Annotated in this window: 17 protein-coding genes and 2 pseudogenes; 13 read left to right on the top strand and 6 right to left on the bottom strand. The window is 67.8% G+C overall.

The window, feature by feature from the left end; genetic code table 11:
- Positions 1-207 precede the first annotated feature (207 nt).
- Positions 208-390, top strand: a pseudogene (locus tag ACOMG5_RS14430) (ATP-binding protein); the annotation flags it as partial.
- Positions 391-462: 72 nt separating this feature from the next.
- On the opposite strand, the pseudogene ACOMG5_RS14425 reads toward ACOMG5_RS14430, so the two are convergent.
- Both ACOMG5_RS14425 and ACOMG5_RS14420 read right to left on the bottom strand, forming a co-directional pair.
- Positions 463-594: pseudogene (locus ACOMG5_RS14425) on the bottom strand (transposase); the annotation flags it as partial.
- A gap of 90 nt (positions 595-684) precedes the next feature.
- A complete protein-coding gene (locus ACOMG5_RS14420; protein WP_420344501.1) occupies positions 685-1,566 on the bottom strand; it encodes a LysR family transcriptional regulator in 882 nt (293 codons plus the stop codon).
- A 201-nt stretch (positions 1,567-1,767) separates the two neighbouring features.
- On the opposite strand from ACOMG5_RS14420, the gene ACOMG5_RS14415 reads away from it, so the two are divergent.
- The 12 genes from ACOMG5_RS14415 (at position 1,768) to ACOMG5_RS14360 (ending at position 13,086) form a co-directional block, all read left to right on the top strand.
- Positions 1,768-2,967 carry an ABC transporter substrate-binding protein gene (locus ACOMG5_RS14415; RefSeq protein ID WP_420344499.1) on the top strand — a complete coding sequence of 400 codons (1,200 nt, stop codon included), beginning with the start codon at positions 1,768-1,770 and terminating at the stop codon, positions 2,965-2,967.
- A complete protein-coding gene (locus tag ACOMG5_RS14410) occupies positions 2,967-3,743 on the top strand; it encodes an ABC transporter ATP-binding protein (RefSeq protein WP_420344498.1) in 777 nt (258 codons plus the stop codon). Before ACOMG5_RS14415 ends, ACOMG5_RS14410 begins: the two co-directional genes overlap by 1 nt.
- Entirely contained in the window at positions 3,740-4,441 is a 702-nt protein-coding gene (locus tag ACOMG5_RS14405; protein WP_420344497.1) for an ABC transporter ATP-binding protein, read from the top strand. Before ACOMG5_RS14410 ends, ACOMG5_RS14405 begins: the two co-directional genes overlap by 4 nt.
- A 1-nt stretch (position 4,442) precedes the next feature.
- Entirely contained in the window at positions 4,443-5,330 is an 888-nt protein-coding gene (locus ACOMG5_RS14400) for a branched-chain amino acid ABC transporter permease (protein ID WP_420344496.1), read from the top strand.
- A 1-nt stretch (position 5,331) separates the two neighbouring features.
- Entirely contained in the window at positions 5,332-6,330 is a 999-nt protein-coding gene (locus ACOMG5_RS14395) for a branched-chain amino acid ABC transporter permease (protein WP_420344495.1), read from the top strand.
- Positions 6,331-6,452: 122 nt separating this feature from the next.
- Positions 6,453-8,048, top strand: coding sequence for a GMC family oxidoreductase (locus ACOMG5_RS14390; protein WP_420344494.1), 1,596 nt, complete (start codon positions 6,453-6,455; stop codon positions 8,046-8,048).
- 263 nt (positions 8,049-8,311) lie between these two features.
- Positions 8,312-8,485 carry a hypothetical protein gene (locus ACOMG5_RS14385; RefSeq protein WP_420344493.1) on the top strand — a complete coding sequence of 58 codons (174 nt, stop codon included), beginning with the start codon at positions 8,312-8,314 and terminating at the stop codon, positions 8,483-8,485.
- A gap of 87 nt (positions 8,486-8,572) precedes the next feature.
- On the top strand, positions 8,573-8,710 hold the full coding sequence (locus ACOMG5_RS14380) for an entericidin A/B family lipoprotein (protein ID WP_420344492.1): 138 nt from the start codon (positions 8,573-8,575) through the stop codon (positions 8,708-8,710).
- Between the two features lie 197 nt (positions 8,711-8,907).
- A complete protein-coding gene (locus ACOMG5_RS14375) occupies positions 8,908-10,311 on the top strand; it encodes a hypothetical protein (protein WP_420344491.1) in 1,404 nt (467 codons plus the stop codon).
- On the top strand, positions 10,308-10,868 hold the full coding sequence (locus ACOMG5_RS14370) for a TRAP transporter small permease (protein ID WP_420344490.1): 561 nt from the start codon (positions 10,308-10,310) through the stop codon (positions 10,866-10,868). The genes ACOMG5_RS14375 and ACOMG5_RS14370 overlap by 4 nt, the downstream gene beginning before the upstream one ends.
- The gene (locus tag ACOMG5_RS14365; protein ID WP_420344489.1) at positions 10,865-12,109 is read left to right on the top strand and encodes a TRAP transporter large permease; all 1,245 of its coding nucleotides are present in this window, start codon (positions 10,865-10,867) and stop codon (positions 12,107-12,109) included. The genes ACOMG5_RS14370 and ACOMG5_RS14365 overlap by 4 nt, the downstream gene beginning before the upstream one ends.
- Before the next feature lie 11 nt (positions 12,110-12,120).
- Positions 12,121-13,086, top strand: coding sequence for a TRAP transporter substrate-binding protein (locus ACOMG5_RS14360; RefSeq protein ID WP_420344488.1), 966 nt, complete (start codon positions 12,121-12,123; stop codon positions 13,084-13,086).
- Here ACOMG5_RS14360 and ACOMG5_RS14355 read toward each other — a convergent pair.
- From ACOMG5_RS14355 to ACOMG5_RS14340, 4 genes are read right to left on the bottom strand one after another with little or no spacing between them, the layout of a single operon-like run.
- Positions 13,083-13,628, bottom strand: a complete 546-nt coding sequence (locus tag ACOMG5_RS14355) for a cytochrome b (RefSeq protein WP_420344487.1) — start codon at positions 13,626-13,628, stop codon at positions 13,083-13,085. The two genes, ACOMG5_RS14360 and ACOMG5_RS14355, sit on opposite strands and share 4 nt — an antisense overlap.
- The gene (locus ACOMG5_RS14350; protein WP_420344486.1) at positions 13,629-14,405 is read right to left on the bottom strand and encodes an ABC transporter ATP-binding protein; all 777 of its coding nucleotides are present in this window, start codon (positions 14,403-14,405) and stop codon (positions 13,629-13,631) included.
- Positions 14,402-15,439: a FecCD family ABC transporter permease gene (locus ACOMG5_RS14345; protein ID WP_420344485.1), complete on the bottom strand. Its 1,038-nt coding sequence runs from the start codon at positions 15,437-15,439 to the stop codon at positions 14,402-14,404. The genes ACOMG5_RS14350 and ACOMG5_RS14345 overlap by 4 nt, the downstream gene beginning before the upstream one ends.
- Positions 15,436-16,503 carry an ABC transporter substrate-binding protein gene (locus tag ACOMG5_RS14340; protein ID WP_420344484.1) on the bottom strand — a complete coding sequence of 356 codons (1,068 nt, stop codon included), beginning with the start codon at positions 16,501-16,503 and terminating at the stop codon, positions 15,436-15,438. Before ACOMG5_RS14340 ends, ACOMG5_RS14345 begins: the two co-directional genes overlap by 4 nt.
- Positions 16,504-16,551: the final 48 nt, after the last annotated feature.

The raw sequence follows: 16,551 nt of genomic DNA, 5'->3' as shown, positions 1-16,551 counted from the left end.
AGTTACAACGTGCCGATCAACCTGCGCATTCCCGGTGGCGCAGCCAGCCCGCCCCTGTGAGCAGAGCCGCGAAACTCCAGATCGCGGCGGTCCAAACCAAGGGAGCAGAGCACGCCGTGGGCTTCTCTAACGCAACTCAAACCGATCAGCAGGGGCAGGCCGTAGCTTAAACAACCCGAAAAACTGTCCAAGGAGCAGGGAGTAGGTCATCTCAGCTTCAGCGAATGGGCCACCGTCTTTGGTGACGCCAAGATGACCACAGCCTTGCTCGACCGCCTCACCCAGCGCTGCCACATCCGCGAGACAGCAAATGACAGCTTCCGCTTCAAGGTCAGCCCAGCCGCAGCGGACATAAAAATAATTACAAACAATGCATTGACCCCATCATGACCCGAAATCCATAGCCAGAGGCGGCTCACTCCTCGATGAAAAACCCGGCGCAGTTCCGGGTGAAAATCAACACTTCGAGCGCCGCTTGTAGAAGCTCGCTGCGACGTTCCCATGCTCCCGGCAAAGTTCAGGCACGGCCACGCCGTTCCCGGTCTGACGAATCACAGCCATGATCTGCGGCTCGGTGAAACGGCTCTTTCTCATTCGAATCTCCTCAGCTCACGCGACGAGAAAATTCTACTTACGCATCCCATTAACCTTGGAGAGGATTACCCCCCGCCGGCTCGGGCGTCGTCACTCCCGAGGGAGCCGCTGCAGCATCGCCGCCCGCGCCCGGATGCCCTCCATGATGAAGGCGATCACCGCGCGTTCGCGCCACGCCTGCCGCACATCGCGGTGACAGGTCAGCCAATAGGTCCGGTGCAGCTCCACCTCATCCGGAAGAACCAGCCGCAGCGCGGCATAGCGCGTCGCCAGGAAATGCGGCAGCACCACCACCCCCAGCCCATGCAGCGCCGCCGTCAGCTGATTGAAAACGCTCGCGCTCTTGATGGCGGGGCGGATATCGGGGTGGACCTCGCCCAGGTAATCAAGCCCGGGCGCAAAGATCAGCTCCTCGATATAGCCGATGAACCGGTGTCCGGGCAGGTCGTCGCGCGTCCGGATCGGGGGATGCGCCGCCAGATAGGCATCGGTCGCATAGAGCTGCAGCGTGTAATCTGCGATCCGCTCCGAGCGGTAGGGGCCGCCCTTGTAGGGATCGAGCGTGATCGAGATATCCGCCTCGCGGCGCGACAGCGACAGCACCTGAGACAGCGTCATCATCTCGAGCGAGATCCGCGGAAACCGCTCCACGAACTCGGGCAGCAGGTTCGCGGAGAAGAACCGCCCGAAGCCCTCCGGCATCGCCACCCGCAGCGGTCCGCCCCGGCCATCGGCCATGCCCTGCGCCGCAGAGACTTCGGCCGCCGCCTCCTCCATCCGCTCCGCCTGCTCGATCAGGCGCCGCCCGGCGGCGGTCAGCTCGTAGCCACGCGGGTTGCGCTCGAACAGGCGCATCCGCAGCGCCGCCTCCAGCCGGTCGATCCGGCGCGACACGGTGACATGCGAGGTGTTCATCGCCCGCGCCGCGCGCGACAGCTGCCCGTCGCGCGCCACCGCGAGAAAGAAATGCATATCGTCCCAGCTGAAGTTCAACGGCGGCCTCATGTACGAAAACGAACACATCCTGTATGAAATCAATCAGAGCTGAACTCTTGTGTCAAAGCCCGATTACCCGCAAACTGACGTAAGGGTCAGCGGTCGAGGAGCCGCCGTCCCGCATTTGATGAGGGAGGCCCCGATCACGGGGCGCGTGCTCTCTAGGGGAGGAGACACATGCGAAAACTGCTTCTGTCCGCGACTTCGGTCGCGGCGCTGGCCATGCCTGCTCATGCCGAAGTTTCGGATGGTAAGGTAAAGATCGGCATCCTGAACGACCAGTCCGGCGTTTATGCCGACTTCGGCGGGAAATATTCTTATGAGGCCGCGAAGATGGCGGTCGAGGATTTCGGCGGCAAGGTGCTCGATGCGCCGGTTGAGGTCGTCACCGCCGACCACCAGAACAAGGCGGACATCGCCTCGAACATCGCCCGGCAGTGGTACGATACCGACCAGGTCGATACGATCATGGAGCTGACCTCGTCCTCGGTCGGCCTCGCGGTACAGGCGCTGAGCCTGGAAAAGAAGAAAATCACCATCAACACCGGCGCGGCCACCACCGAGCTGACCGGCAAGCAATGCTCGCCCTACGGTTTCCACTGGGCCTATGACACCCACGCCCTCGCCGTGGGCACCGGCGGCGCGCTGGTGAAAGAAGGCGGCGACAGCTGGTTCTTCCTGACCGCAGACTATGCCTTCGGCTATTCGCTGGAGGAAAACACCTCGAACTTCGTGAAATCGCAGGGCGGCACGGTGCTGGGCTCGGTCCGCCATCCGCTCGCCACCACCGATTTCTCCTCCTTCCTGCTGCAGGCGCAGTCCTCGGGGGCGAAGGTCATCGGCCTTGCGAACGCAGGCATGGATACGCAAAACGCGATCAAGCAGGCGGCCGAATTCGGCATCACCCAGAGCGGCCAGAAGATGGCGGCGCTGCTGTTCACCATCGCCGAGGTCAACGGCATCGGCGCCGAAGCGGCGCAGGGGCTGAACCTGACCGAGAGCTTCTACTGGAACATGAACGACGAGACCCGCGCCTTCGCCAAGCGGTTCTTCGAGCGTACCGGCGCCATGCCGAACATGGTCCATGCCGGCACCTATTCGGCCGTCACCTCCTATCTGAAGGCCGTGCAGGCCGCCGGGACGGACGAAACCGAAGCGGTCTCGAAGAAGCTGCACGAGCTGCCGGTGGATGACGTGTTCTCGCACAACGGCAAGGTGGCCGCGAACGGGCGCATGATCTCCGACGTGTATCTGATGGAGGTGAAGAAGCCCGCAGAGATCACCACGCCCTGGGACTACTACAAGGTCGTGGCCACCATCCCCGGCGCAGAAGCCTATACGGACCCGGCCAAGAGCGGCTGCCCGCTGGTGAAGTGATGGGGGCTCCTGTGACACAACAGGCCGAGCCGCGGGTGGTGCTTTCCGCCCGCGGACTTGGGAAGGATTTCGCCGGTTTCACCGCGGTGAACAACGTCGATCTGGACGTGCATCACGCCCGGATCCATGCGCTGATCGGGCCGAACGGCGCGGGCAAGACCACCGTGTTCAACCTGCTGACCAAATTCCTGCAGCCCACGCGCGGCAAGATCACGCTCTTGGGCAGCGACATCACCCGCACCCGCCCCGACAAGGTGGCGCGGATGGGGCTGGTGCGCTCGTTCCAGATTTCGGCGGTGTTCCCGCATCTGACGGTGCTGGAGAACGTGCGCGTGGCGCTGCAGCGGCCCAATAACCTGGCCACCCAGTTCTGGCTGCCGCTCTCGTCGCTGAACCGGCTCGATGAGCGCGCCGAAGTGCTGATCGAGGATCTGGGCCTGACCCAGTACCGCGATACGCGCGCGGCCGATCTGAGCTACGGGCGCAAGCGCGTGCTGGAGATCGCCACCACGCTGGCGCTCGACCCGGAGGTGCTGCTGCTCGATGAGCCGCTGGCCGGGATGGGCCAGGAGGATGTGCGCATGGTAGCGGGCATCATCCGCGAGGTCGCCCGCCACCGCGCCGTGCTGATGGTCGAACACAACCTCAGCGTCGTGGCCGACATCTGCCACACCGTCACCGTGCTGCAGCGCGGCGAGATCATCGCCGAGGGCGATTATGCCCATGTCTCGTCCGATCCGCGCGTGCGCACCGCCTATATGGGGACCGAAGAATGACGGCGCTTTTGTCCGTATCGAACCTGCAGGCCTGGTATGGCGAAAGCCACGTCCTGCATGGCGTGAACCTGCATGTCAACGAAGGCGAGATGATCTGCATTCTCGGCCGCAACGGCATGGGCAAGACCACCACCTTGCGCACCATCATGGGCATCTTGCGCAAGCGCACCGGCGAGATCACCTTCGCGGGCAAGAACATGATGGGGGTGCCGCTGCACCATACCGCGCGCGCGGGCCTGGGCTTCATCCCCGAGGAGCGCGGCATCTTCGCGACGCTGACGGTGGAGGAGAACCTGATGCTGCCGCCGAAGGTCGCCGAGGGCGGCATGACAGTGGCGGAGATCTACGACCTGTTCCCGAACCTGAAGGAGCGCCGCAACAGCCCGGGCACGAAGCTCTCGGGCGGCGAACAGCAGATGCTGGCGCTGGCGCGGATCCTGCGCACGGGCGCGCGCTGCCTGCTGCTCGATGAGCCGACCGAGGGCCTCGCCCCGGTGATCATCCAGGCCATCGGCGACGTCCTGGTGAAACTGAAACAACGCGGCATGACCGTGGTGCTGGTGGAGCAGAACTTCCGCTTCGCGGCCAAGGTCGCAGACCGCTTCTACCTGATGGATCACGGCGAGATGGTCGCGGAATTCCCGGTGGGAGAGCTGTCGCAGAAGATGGACATGCTCCATCAGGTCCTGGGGGTGTGACATGACAACCATTTTCGGCGTCCCCCTGCAGGCCCTGATGGGCCAGCTGCTGGTGGGGCTGATCAACGGCTCGTTCTATGCGCTGCTGAGCCTCGGGCTCGCGGTGATCTTCGGGCTTCTGCGGGTGATCAACTTCGCCCATGGCGCCCAATACATGCTGGGCGCCTTCGCGGCGCTGCTTCTGGCCAAATTCGCGGGCGTGAACTACTGGGTCGCGCTGGTGCTCTCGCCGCTCCTGGTGGGGCTCGGCGGCGCGGTGGTGGAGCGCACGATGCTCTCGCGGCTCTACAAGCTCGATCACCTTTATGGCCTGCTGTTCACCTTCGGCCTCGCGCTGACGATCGAGGGCACGTTCCGCTATTTCTTCGGCGCCTCCGGCCAGCCCTATGCGCCGCCAAAGGCGCTCACCGGGGCGGTGAACCTCGGCTTCATGTTCCTGCCGATCTATCGCGGCTGGGTCGTGATCGCCTCGCTCGCCGTCTGCATTGCGGTCTGGCTGATGATCGAGAAGACGAAGCTCGGGGCCTATCTGCGCGCGGCCACGGAAAACCCCACGCTGGTGCAGGCCTTCGGCGTCAACGTGCCGCTGCTGCTCACGCTGACCTATGCGCTCGGCGCGGCGCTCGCGGGCTTTGCGGGCGTGCTGGCAGCGCCCGTATATCAGGTCTCGCCGCTGATGGGCTCGAACCTGATCATCGTCGTCTTCGCGGTCGTCGTGGTCGGCGGCATGGGCTCGATCCTCGGCGCGATCGTGACGGGCTACATGCTCGGCATCGCCGAGGGCCTCACCAAGGTCTTCTATCCCGAGGCCTCCAACATCGTGATCTTCGTGATCATGGGCATTGTGCTGATCCTGCGACCCGCGGGCCTGTTTGGAAAGGATAGCTGATATGGCGCACAAATCCGAACCCATCCCCGGCCAGGCGATCAAGGTCAATCCGGCCGCCGGCACGGTGAAAATCGTGGCTCTGGTCGCGGCGCTCGTACTGCTGATCGCGGCGCCGTTCATGCTCTATCCGATCTTCGTGATGAAGCTTCTGTGCTTCGCGCTGTTCGCGGCTGCGTTCAACCTGCTCTTGGGCTATACCGGGCTGCTGAGCTTCGGCCATGCGGCCTTCTTCGGCGGCTCGGCCTATTTCACGGCGCATGCGGTGAAGGAATGGGGCCTCTCCCCCGAGCTCGGGCTGGTCGTGGGCGTGGCCGGGGCGTCGCTGCTCGGCCTCATCATCGGCGCGATCGCGATCCGCCGCCAGGGCATCTATTTCGCGATGATCACGCTCGCGCTGTCGCAGATGTTCTACTTCTTCTGCCTGCAGGCTAAGTTCACCCATGGCGAGGATGGCATCCAGTCGGTGCCGCGCGGCCATCTGTTCGGCATCATCGACCTGAGCGACACCACCAACATGTATTTCTTCGTGCTGGGCGTGTTCATCCTCGGGCTCGCGATCATCTGGCGCTTCGTCAATTCGCCCTTCGGCATGATCCTGAAGTCGATCCGCGAGAACGAGCAGCGCGCCGTCTCGCTGGGCTATGCGGTGGCGCAATACAAGCTCGGCGCCTTCGTGATGTCGGCGGCGCTGGCGGGGCTTGCGGGCGGGGTGAAGGCGCTGGTGTTCCAGTTCGCCACCCTCACCGATGTGGGTTGGCAGATGTCGGGCGAAGTCATCCTGATGACGCTCCTTGGCGGCATCGGCACCCTGCCCGGCCCGATCTTCGGCGCGGGCCTGGTGGTGACGCTGCAGAACTACCTCGCCACCTCGGACTTCCCGGTGACGATCATCACCGGCCTCGTGTTCATGGTCTGCGTGCTGCTGTTCCGCCGCGGCCTGATCGGCGAATTCTACGCCTCGAAGCTCGGCCGCTCGCTCGGCTTCCGCTCCGAAAACTGAGATGGCGCGCGGCCCCCGGGGCCGCGCCCTCCCCCGAAAGCCCCCGAATACCCCCCGAAGCGCGTCCCGCGCCGGGCCCAGAGCCCCCCTGCGCGCGCCCCGCGCAGGGGCAGGAGAGAGACATGGAAAATTACGATTACATCGTCATCGGTGCCGGCAGCGCAGGCTGCGTTCTCGCCAACCGGCTCTCGGCCGATCCGCGCAACAAGGTGCTGCTGCTGGAGGCCGGGGGGCGCGACAATTACCACTGGATCCACATTCCGGTGGGGTATCTCTACTGCATCGGCAACCCCCGCACCGACTGGGGCTTCAAGACCGAGCCAGATCCGGGGCTGAACGGGCGCGCGCTGATCTATCCGCGCGGCAAGGTGCTCGGCGGCTGCTCCTCGATCAACGGCATGATCTATATGCGCGGCCAGGCGGCGGATTACGATGGCTGGCGCCAGATGGGATGCACCGGCTGGGGCTGGGACGATGTGCTGCCGCTGTTCAAGGCGCAGGAAGATTTCTACCGCGGCGCCTCGGCGCTGCATGGCGCGGGCGGCGAATGGCGGGTGGAGAAGGCGCGCGTTCGGTGGGCGGTGCTCGATGCCTTCCTCGATGCCGCCGAGCAGGCGGGCATCCCGCGCACCGAGGATTTCAACATCGGCACCAATGAGGGCGGCGGCTATTTCGACGTGAACCAGCGTTCGGGCATCCGCTGGAACACCTCCAAGGGCTTCCTGCGCCCGGCTGCGAACCGCGCGAACCTGCGCGTGCTCACCGGCGCCCAGGTGGAGCGGCTGATCATCGAGAGCGGCGAGGTGAAGGGCGTCGTCTTCCATCAGGACGGCAAGCGCAAGGAAGCGCGGGCGAACTGCGAGACCATCCTCTCGGCCGGGGCGGTGGGCTCGCCGCATCTGCTGGAGCTCTCGGGCATTGGCAATGGCGCCGCGCTGCAGGCCGCGGGCATCACCCCGCAGGTGGAGGTCGCAGGGATCGGCGAGAACCTGCAAGACCACCTGCAGCTGCGCATGGTGTTCAAGGTCACCGGCGTGCCGACGCTCAACGAGAAGGCCTCGCGGCTGATGGGCAAGGCCTCGATCGGGCTCGAATATCTGCTCAAACGCTCGGGCCCGATGTCGATGGCGCCGAGCCAGGTCGGGATCTTCACCCGCTCCGGCCCCGAAAAGGCCACGCCCGACCTGCAATACCACATCCAGCCGGTGAGCCTCGACAAGTTCGGAGACCCGGTCCACCCCTTCCCCGCGATGACGGCGAGCGTGTGCAATCTGCGCCCCGAGAGCCGTGGCTCGATCCATGCCAAGAGCCCGGATTTCCGCGCCCATCCGGCGATCCGGCCGAACTACCTCTCGACCGAGGGCGATCGTGCCGTCGCCGTCCGCTCGCTGCAGCTCACCCGCCACATCGCGGCGCAGCCGGCCTTCGCGCGCTACCACCCCGAGGAATACAAGCCCGGCCCCAGCTACCAGACCGAGGCCGACCTCGCGCGCGCCGCAGGCGATATCGGCACCACCATCTTCCACCCGGTCGGCACCTGCCGCATGGGCGCGGATGCCGGCTCCGTCGTCGATCCGCGGCTGAAATTCCGGGCGCTCGGTCGGCTACGTATCGCCGATGCCTCGGTCATGCCTACAATTACCAGTGGCAATACCAACTCGCCCACGCTGATGATTGCCGAAAAGGCCGCCCGAATGATTCTCGAGGACGCCCGGTAACGGGCGCTTCAGACGGCCCGGAGGCACAAGAAAAGGAGATTGGCGCCCAGGCCCAGACAATGCGGGCCGCGGCGCGGGACTGTAAACCATATTGCCCAATTTTTTAGCAGGATGTTAACGGAATGGCATGGAAACCGCGGCCAGAATGGCTCCGATATCCTTTCTGCTTGCTCCGGAATCCTATGGCCAGCCTGCATCCCCCGCCCGCAAATACACCGGACCCGCTCTGCGCCCTCCCACGGGCAGAGCGGCCGCAGGAGGCTTTGGTCTCTGGCTGGTGGATCCTGCCCGCGCTGGCGCTCAGCCTCGGGATGATGACGGCGGCGATCGTGTTCCTGGGCGTTCTCGTGACTTTCGGCGGGATGCTGGTGCTCACCGGGGCGACGGCGCTCTTTGCCTCGCATCTCAGCCGCAAGGCCGCCTGCGAGAGCCCCTGAGCACCGCATATTTTTGCTGCCCGCCGTGGGAACCCGTGTAACATCACCGCGTTGCATCACCGAAACGATCCTGAGAGGAGAGATACCATGCGCAAGATCCTGTTCCCCCTTCTGGCTCTGGCCGCGCTGAGCGCCTGCGAAACCGTGAAGGGTGCGGGGCAAGACATTTCCACCGCCGGCAACGCGGTGACCCACGAGGCATCCAAGGCGCAAAGCAATATGTGATTGCAGGGCAAGGCCCCACGCGGGGGGCCAGCCTGGCGGGCGGTCGGCTTCCATGCCGCACCGCCCGTTTGCATCCCGGATACCTGCGGATGCGATTTGTTGACAATAACTCTCAGCCATGTAAAAGCGCTCGCAGTCCCAGCCCGCGACACCCTGCCGTTTCGCCAGCCACGGTCCGACACGCATGAAGGATCATCATGGCTCAGCTTCTCTCCTCCCGTATCGCCCCCCGTATCGCCGCGGTCCTGTCGCTCGCGGCGCTGCTCGCCAGCAGCGCGGCCTTCGCCGGGCCGGTGTTCGACACGCCCGCCCCCTTCACCGGCACGGTGCGGTTCTCGGGCGAAAAGGGCACCCCGGCCTATAGCGGCGCGCCGGTGACGGCGGAGGGCCGCGGCTTCGCCCCGCAGCAGGAGATCACCGTGCTGCGCGGTCAGACCCGGCTGTCTCCCGAGGGGCTGAAGGCCGATGACAAGGGCGGGTTCAGCTTCAGCTTCGATCTCCCCGCCGAAGCCGCGACCGGGCTGCAGCCCATCGTCGTGCAGACCACGAAGCCCGACAGCGCCGATGTGATCGAGCTGCAGATCTCGCCGAAGATCCCGTTCTCCGGCGCCGAACGCTACGACATCACCGCCAGCAAGGTGGCCCCGGGCCTCTATCAGGTCGGCTACAGCGCGAAGAACGACGCGCTGTTCGTCACCTCCGCCGCGGGCCGCCCGCCGAAGATCGCCTCGAAGCTCCTGAAGCTCGACCCGAAGAGCCTGAAGGTGATTGCCGAGGCCACCCCCGCGGATGCGCCCGCCGAGGGCGAGCGCCCCGCCCTGCCCTATGCCGTCTATGGCATCGCCGTGGATGATGCGAACGACACGATCTGGGTGTCCAATACGCGGCAGGACACGGTCGCCGTCTATGCGCAGAAGGACCTGTCGCTGGTGAAGCAGTTCCCGGCGGGCACCGTGCTGCATGCGCGCGACGTGGTGATCGACCCGGTCCACGGCCGCGCCTATGCCAGCGCCGCGATGGGCAATCAGGTCATGGTCTTCGACACCAAGACGCTGGAGCCGCTCGCGCCGATCAGCATCGCCTCCAAGGTCCGCGGCGAGCGCTTCACCGTGCTCAGCCTCACGCTCGATGCGGCATCGAACCGGCTCTATGCGGTTTCGCTCTCCACCCCGGAGGTCGCGCGGATCGATCTCGCCACCGGAGCGGCCGAGATCCTCTCCGTGCCGGGCGCGGTGCGGGCCTCGGGCATCGCCTATGATCCGAAGGCGGATCGCATCTTCGTGGCCTCCCAGGGCAGCGACGATCTGGTCGGCCTCGATGGCAAGACCGGCACTGTGGCCTTCGACACCCCGGTGGGCGCGCAGGCGCTGAACGCGCTCTTCGATCCGCTGACCGGCCATGCCTATGTGATGAACCGCGGCTCGGATTCCATCGCCGTGGTGGATGGCGCTTCAGGCGCGCTGGTCGCGAACCTCGATGCGGGCTCCTTCCCGAACCATGGCATCGTCACCGCCGATGGCACCGTCTATGCGGTGAACAAGGCCCGCGGCCAGGACGACAGTGAAGGCGACCAGATCTGGCGGATCGTTCCGAAGAAATGAGCCTGGCCCGCCGCCTCGATGCGCCTGCGCAGGCGGGCCCGGTGCTCCTGCGCCTCAGTGCCGGCCTTGCGCGGCTGGAGGCCGGGGCCGCGGGGCTGATGGCGGCGGCCACGCTCGTCATCTGCGTGCTCGGGGCGGTGCTGCGCTATCTCGGCGCGCCGCTCCTCTGGGCGGACGAGGCCGCCATCGCCGCCATGACCTGGGGCGCCTTCCTCGGCGCCTCCGCCCTCTTCGGGCAGCGCGGCCACATGGCGATGGACTACCTCCCCGAGCGCCTCGGCCCCGCCGGGCGGCGCCGGCTGCAGTGGCTCGCCGATGCGGTGGTGCTGCTCGCCTTTCTCGGGCTCTGCGTGCTCGTCTGGCGCTGGTTCGACCTGCCCGGTCTCCTCCGCGCGGGCTCCGCCGAGGCGCTGGCGCAGGAGAGCTTCAATTTCATCTGGCTGGAGCCGACCCAGACGCTCGGCCTGCGCAAGGTCTGGGTCTGGCTGGTGCTGCCCCTCTTCGCCCTCGGCGGCACGCTGCACAGCCTCGCGCATCTGGCCGGGCGGCGCGCATGATCGGGCTTCTCTCCCTCTCCGGGCTGATGCTGGCGGCGGTGCCGATTTCGGTCGCGCTGGCGCTCACGGCGGTGGTGATCATCCTCGCCGGTGGCGATGCCATCTTGCTCGACAGCCTGCCCCAGCAGCTCATCGCCGGGATCGACAGCTACGGCCTGCTGGCGCTGCCGCTGTTCATCCTGCTCGGCGAGGCGATGAGCCTTTCGGGCGCGGGGCGGCGCCTCGTCGGGCTGGCGGCGGTGCTGGTCGGGCCGGTGCGCGGCGGGCTCGGCCATGTCAGCCTCGTCGCCAATGTGATGCTGGCGGCGATCCTCGGCTCCACCGTGGCGCAGCTCACGGTCATGATCCGGATGATCGTCCCCGAAATGGAGAAGGCGGGCTATCCGCGCAGCGATGCCGTGGCGATCACCGCCGCGGGCGCGCTGCTCGCTCCGGTGATCCCGCCCTCGATGATGTTCATCCTTTATGGCGTCATTGCCCAGGTCCCGATCGGTGCGCTGTTCACGGCAGGGCTGGTTCCGGGTGCACTGATGGCGCTTGCGTTCTTCGTGGTAATCGCGGTGCGGGCGCGGCGCGTGCCCTACCCCGTCGCGCCGCCGGCACTTCCGGGCACCCGGCGCCGGGCGCTGCGCGCGGCGCTCCCCTCCGCCCTGATCCCTCTTTTCATCGTCATTTCCATCCTGACCGGCTTTGCCACGCCCACCGAGGCCGGCGGCATCGGCACGCTGATCGCGCTCCTGCTCGGGCTCTGCGTGCACCGCGAGATGCGCCTCGCGGATCTGCCCGGGCTGTTCACCCGTGCGGCTCTCGGCGCGGCGGTGGTGCTGTTTCTCGTGGCTGCGGCGCAGCTGGTGGGCTGGGTGCTGGCCTATGCGGACCTGCCCGCCCGCGTGGCCGGCGTGCTGGCGCAGGCGGCAAGCTCGGCCGTGGGCTTCATGCTGCTGCTCAATGTGCTTCTGATCGTGATCGGCACCGTGCTGGAGCCGATCCCGGCGCTCCTCCTCGTCGTGCCCGTCGTTACCCCCCTCGCGCAGCACTATGGCATCGACCCGATCCACCTCGGCGTGGTCATCAGCATCAACCTGTCGCTCGGCCTGCTCACCCCCCCGGTCGGCGCAGCGCTTTTTGCCGCCGCGAGCCTGTCGGGCCTCAGCCCCGGCAAGGTCGCCTCCGCCCTCACCCCCTATCTCGCCGCGGCCTTCGCCGTGCTGCTGGCAATCTCGCTCTGGCCTGTCCTCTAGGGAGACACCCCATGTATCGCAGAACCTTCCTCGCCGCCGCCGGGCTGATGCTGGCGCGCCCCGCCCTCGCGCAGGGCACCGCGCTGCGGATCGGGCTGATCACGCCGCCCGCGCATCAGTGGAGCAAATCCGCCGTAGCCCTTGCCGCGCGCATCACGGAGCGCACGCAGGGCGCGGTGGCGCTCAGCGTGCTGCCCGCGGGCCAGCTCGGCTCGGAATCGCAGATGCTGCAGCAGCTGCAGACCGGCGCGCTCGACCTTGCCTTCCTCACCATCGGCGAATTCGCGAACCGCGATGCGGAATTCGGCGCGCTGCTCGCGCCCTATCTGGTGCCCGATATCGCGGCCGCGCGCAGGCTGCTGGAGAAGCCCGCGGCGGGCACGCTGCTCGCGCGCACCGCAGCGCTCGGGCTGGTGGGGCTCGGCTTCGGGCTGGCGGGCATGCGCCAGACGCTGCTGCGCAAGCCGGCCGCCACCGGCGCCGATCTCGCCGGGCGCAAGATCCGCGCCCTGCCGCTGCCGCAGGAGCTCGATTTCTGGAGCCGCACCGGCGCCACGCCGACGCCGCTGCCGCTGCCCGCCCTCTATGATGCGCTGGCCAATGGCCAGATCGACGGCATGCAGATCGACTTCGAGGGCACCTGGAACAGCCGCTATTTCGACCTCGCGCAAGAGATGCTGGCCTCGAACCACATGATGTTCCCGATGCTGGCCGTGGCCTCCGGGCGGCGCTGGAAGACCCTGCCCGAGGAGGTCCGCACGCTCGTGGGCGCCGAGGTGCAGGCGAGCCTCACCGAGATCCTCGATGCCTATCAGGGCATCGACACCACCTATCGCAGCCAGATCGAGGCCGCGGGCTTCCCCGTACGCACCGTGGGCGCGGAATTCTTTGGCGATGCGGTGCCCGCCTGGTACGATGCCTGGCGCGCCAAAACGCCGATCCTCACGCAGCTGGAGGCCGAAGCCGGGCGCGCCTAGCGCCGCCCGAGCATGCGCGAAAGCGTCCCGTCGTGCCAGAGCCGCTCGTGCAGCGCGACCATCGCCACATGCCCGAGCACCAGCGCGCCCAGGACCCAGGCCAGCTCGCCATGCAGCAGCCCGGCGAGATCGACCGCCCAGGTGATCTCCGCCCCCTCGGCCCGTGGCGCGAAGATCTGGATGCCCCAGGGCGCAAAGCCGCGCGCGCCGCCCCAGGCGCGCAGCAGCGCCACCGCCGGCACCACCAGCATCAGCCCATAGAGCGCGCCATGGCCCAGCCGCGCGGCGCGCCCGAGCGCGCCTGCATGCGGCGGCCGACGGCCCCGGTTCGCCAGCGCCCAGAGCACCCGCACCACGATCAGCACGAACAGCACCAGCCCCACCGGCTGATGGCTGCCGACGAAGAAGCTTACGAGGGGCGTGCGCCCGAAGATGAGCCGCAGCCCCATGCCGAGGAACTGCCACAGGATCAGGGCGGCGATGCCCCAGTGCAGCAGGCGGGTGACCGGGCCATAGGCCGCTTCAGTATCGCGCATCGTCATCTAGTCCTCCGCAGGGCCATCCACCATCACCACCAGCCGCCCGCGCGAGCAATGCTCCACGCGCGCGGAAATCCCGTAGACCCGCGCCAGAAGATCGGGCGTGAGCACCTCACCGGGCGCGCCCGAGGCCGCCAGCCCCCCGCCCGACAGCATCACGATCCGGTCCGCCCATTGCGCGGCCTGCGCCAGGTCGTGCAGCACCGCGATCACGATCCGCCCCTCGCGCGCAAGCGCGCGAGCCTCCCGCAGGAGGGTGTATTGCCGCGCGAGGTCCAGCGCGGAGGTGGGCTCATCAAGAAGCAGAAGCCGCGGGTCGCGGATCATCGCCTGCGCCAGCGCGACCGCCTGCCGCTGCCCGCCCGAGAGCGCCTCCAGCGGGCGCAAGGCGAGCTCACTGAGCCCGAAGCGCGCCAGCACCGCCTCCGCCCGCGCAACCCCGCCGACCGCCGCACGAGTCATGCCGCCCCCGGCATTGAGCGCGACGAGGAGGCTGTCGAGCACGCTCAGCCCCGAGCGCGCCTCCAGGCTCTGCGGCATGAAGCCGACCCTGCGCGCGAGCTCGGCCCGCGGCAGCTGGGCGAGATCCGCCCCGTCCAGCGCCACATGGCCGCTGGCGGGCAGCAGCCGCGCGATCGCGCGCAGCAGCGTGGATTTGCCCGCCGCATTCGGCCCCGCGATCACCGCGAATTCGCCAGGCTGGAAAGGCGGCAGGCTGAGCCCGCCGATCACCCGCCGCGCGCCGCGCAGGACGCTCAGATCGCGGATCTCCAGCGTCATGCCCGCCCCCCGCGCCGCAGCACCAGCAGGAAGAACACCGGCAGCCCCACCAGCGAAGTGACGATGCCCACCGGCAGCAGGATCCCCGGCACCAGAAGCTTCGAGGCGACCGAGGCGAGCGACATCAGCAGCGCCCCGGTGAACAGGCTCGCCGGCAGGAGGAAGCGGTGATCTTCGCCCACGGCGAGGCGCGCGATATGCGGCCCGGCAAGGCCCACGAAGCCGATCACCCCCACCATGGACACGGCCGCGGCCGCAAGCAGGCTCACCCGCACCAGTGTCCAGCGCCGGAGCCGCTCCACATCCACGCCGAAGCCCCGCGCCTGCTCGGCCCCGAGCCGCAGCGCCGTCAGCCGCCAGGCCGCCGCCACCGAGAACGGCAGGCACAGCGCCAGCACCGCAGCCACCAGCCAGATCCCCTGCCAGCGCGCATTGGTGAGGCTGCCCATCGTCCAGAACACCAGCTGCTGCAGCGCATCCGGCGAGGCGACGAACTGCACCAGCGCCAGCACCGCCGCGGCGGTGAAATTGACCGCGATGCCGAGCAGGATCACCACTTCGGTGCCGCCCCCGCGCAGGGCCGAGGCCATTTGCAGAAGCCCGAGCGCGCCCAGAGCGAACAGGAAGGCATTGGCCGAGACCCCCCATATCGCGGGCAGCCCCGGCAGCGAGAGCCCAAGCACGATCGCCACCCCCGCGCCGAGCGCGGCCGAGGCCGAGACCCCGAGGGTGAAGGGCTCGGCCAGCGGATTATCCAGCACCGTCTGCATCTCCGCCCCCGAGACCGAGAGCGCCGCGCCGACCAGAAGCGCCATCAGCGCGACCGGCAGGCGCACCTGCCAGACGATCACCTGCGCCGCGCGGGGCACGTCCTCGGCGCCCGCCAGCGCCCCGATCACCTGCCCGAGCGGCAGGCCCGAAGGCCCGGAGACCAGATCGAGCAGCACCGATGCCAGCGCACCCAGCCCCAGCAGCCCCACCAGCAGCGCCCGCCGCCGAAGCCGGGCCCGGTGCGCGGCGATCAGTCCCGTCATTTCACCCACCATGTGCCGCTCAGCGGCACCGGGGAGAAGCGGCGCTCGAATTCGGCCATGGTCGCATCCGGCTCCAGATCGGCGAACAGGTCGGGGTGGAAGGCCCGCGCGAGATATTCCACCAGCGCGACATGGGCCGGGAAATCGTTGAACAGGTGCCAGATGCCATAGGCCTGGCCATCGCGCACCGCGCGCAGATCGGCGAGGCCCGGCGCCGAGACCAGCGCGCGGAAGCTCGCCTGCGCGGTTTCGGGCGCGGCGCCCACGCCGACGACGAAGCCGCCCCGTGCCGCCATATGCGCCCCTCCGGTGGCCAGATATACATCCGGGTCGGCCGCGAGCAGGTTTTCCAGCCCGACATTGCCCATCACCCCCGGCACCGTTTCGCGCCCGATATTGTGCCCGCCCGCGGCCGCCACGAAATCATCAAAAACGCCGGGGCCGACGGTGGCGCAGCAATTCACCGGCGCCGAATGCACATGGACGAACACCCGGGGCGCCGCGGCCTGCGCCGCAGCCAGCCGCGCGGCGATGGGCGCCATATGCGCGCTGTAAAAGGCCGCAAATTCCTCGGCGCGGGGCTCGGTTCCGGTCAGCCGGGCCATCAGGCGCAGGCTGGGCAACGTATGCTCCAGCGGGCGAGTGAAGAAATCCACGAAGGCCACCGGGATGCCCGCCGCCTCCAGCTGCTGCAGCGGCATCGCCATCTGCGGGTCCTTCGCATCCATCAGGCTCAGCAGCACCAGATCGGGCGCCAGCGTGATCACCTGCTCGACCGAAATCTGCCGGTTGCCCGCCCCCACGGCGGCGATCTGCGCCACCTCGGGGAATTTCGCCCGGTAGGCCGCGAGCGTCGCCGGATCGAGGCCCTTGTCCTCGCGCCAGCCCACCACCCGCGCCGCCGGATCCGGCATCAGGATCCCCAGCACCGCCAGATGCCGCGCCTCGCCCAGCACGATGCGCTGCGCGGGCGCGGGCAGCACCACCTCCCGCCCGGCCAGATCCGTGGCCCGGATTTCGGCCCGCAGCGGCAGCGCCGCACACAGAACGAGAAAGATGGCCATCAGGGCTTTGTGCATGGTGGTCCATCTCCGGATATTGCAGTCGGGCGC

Origin of the sequence: Paenirhodobacter sp. (genome assembly GCF_041916475.1) — a bacterium.
Taxonomy (GTDB): Bacteria; Pseudomonadota; Alphaproteobacteria; order Rhodobacterales; family Rhodobacteraceae; genus Rhodobacter.
The sequence above is the reverse complement of the archived record's forward strand: the minus strand, read 5'-3'. Positions and strand labels throughout refer to the sequence as shown.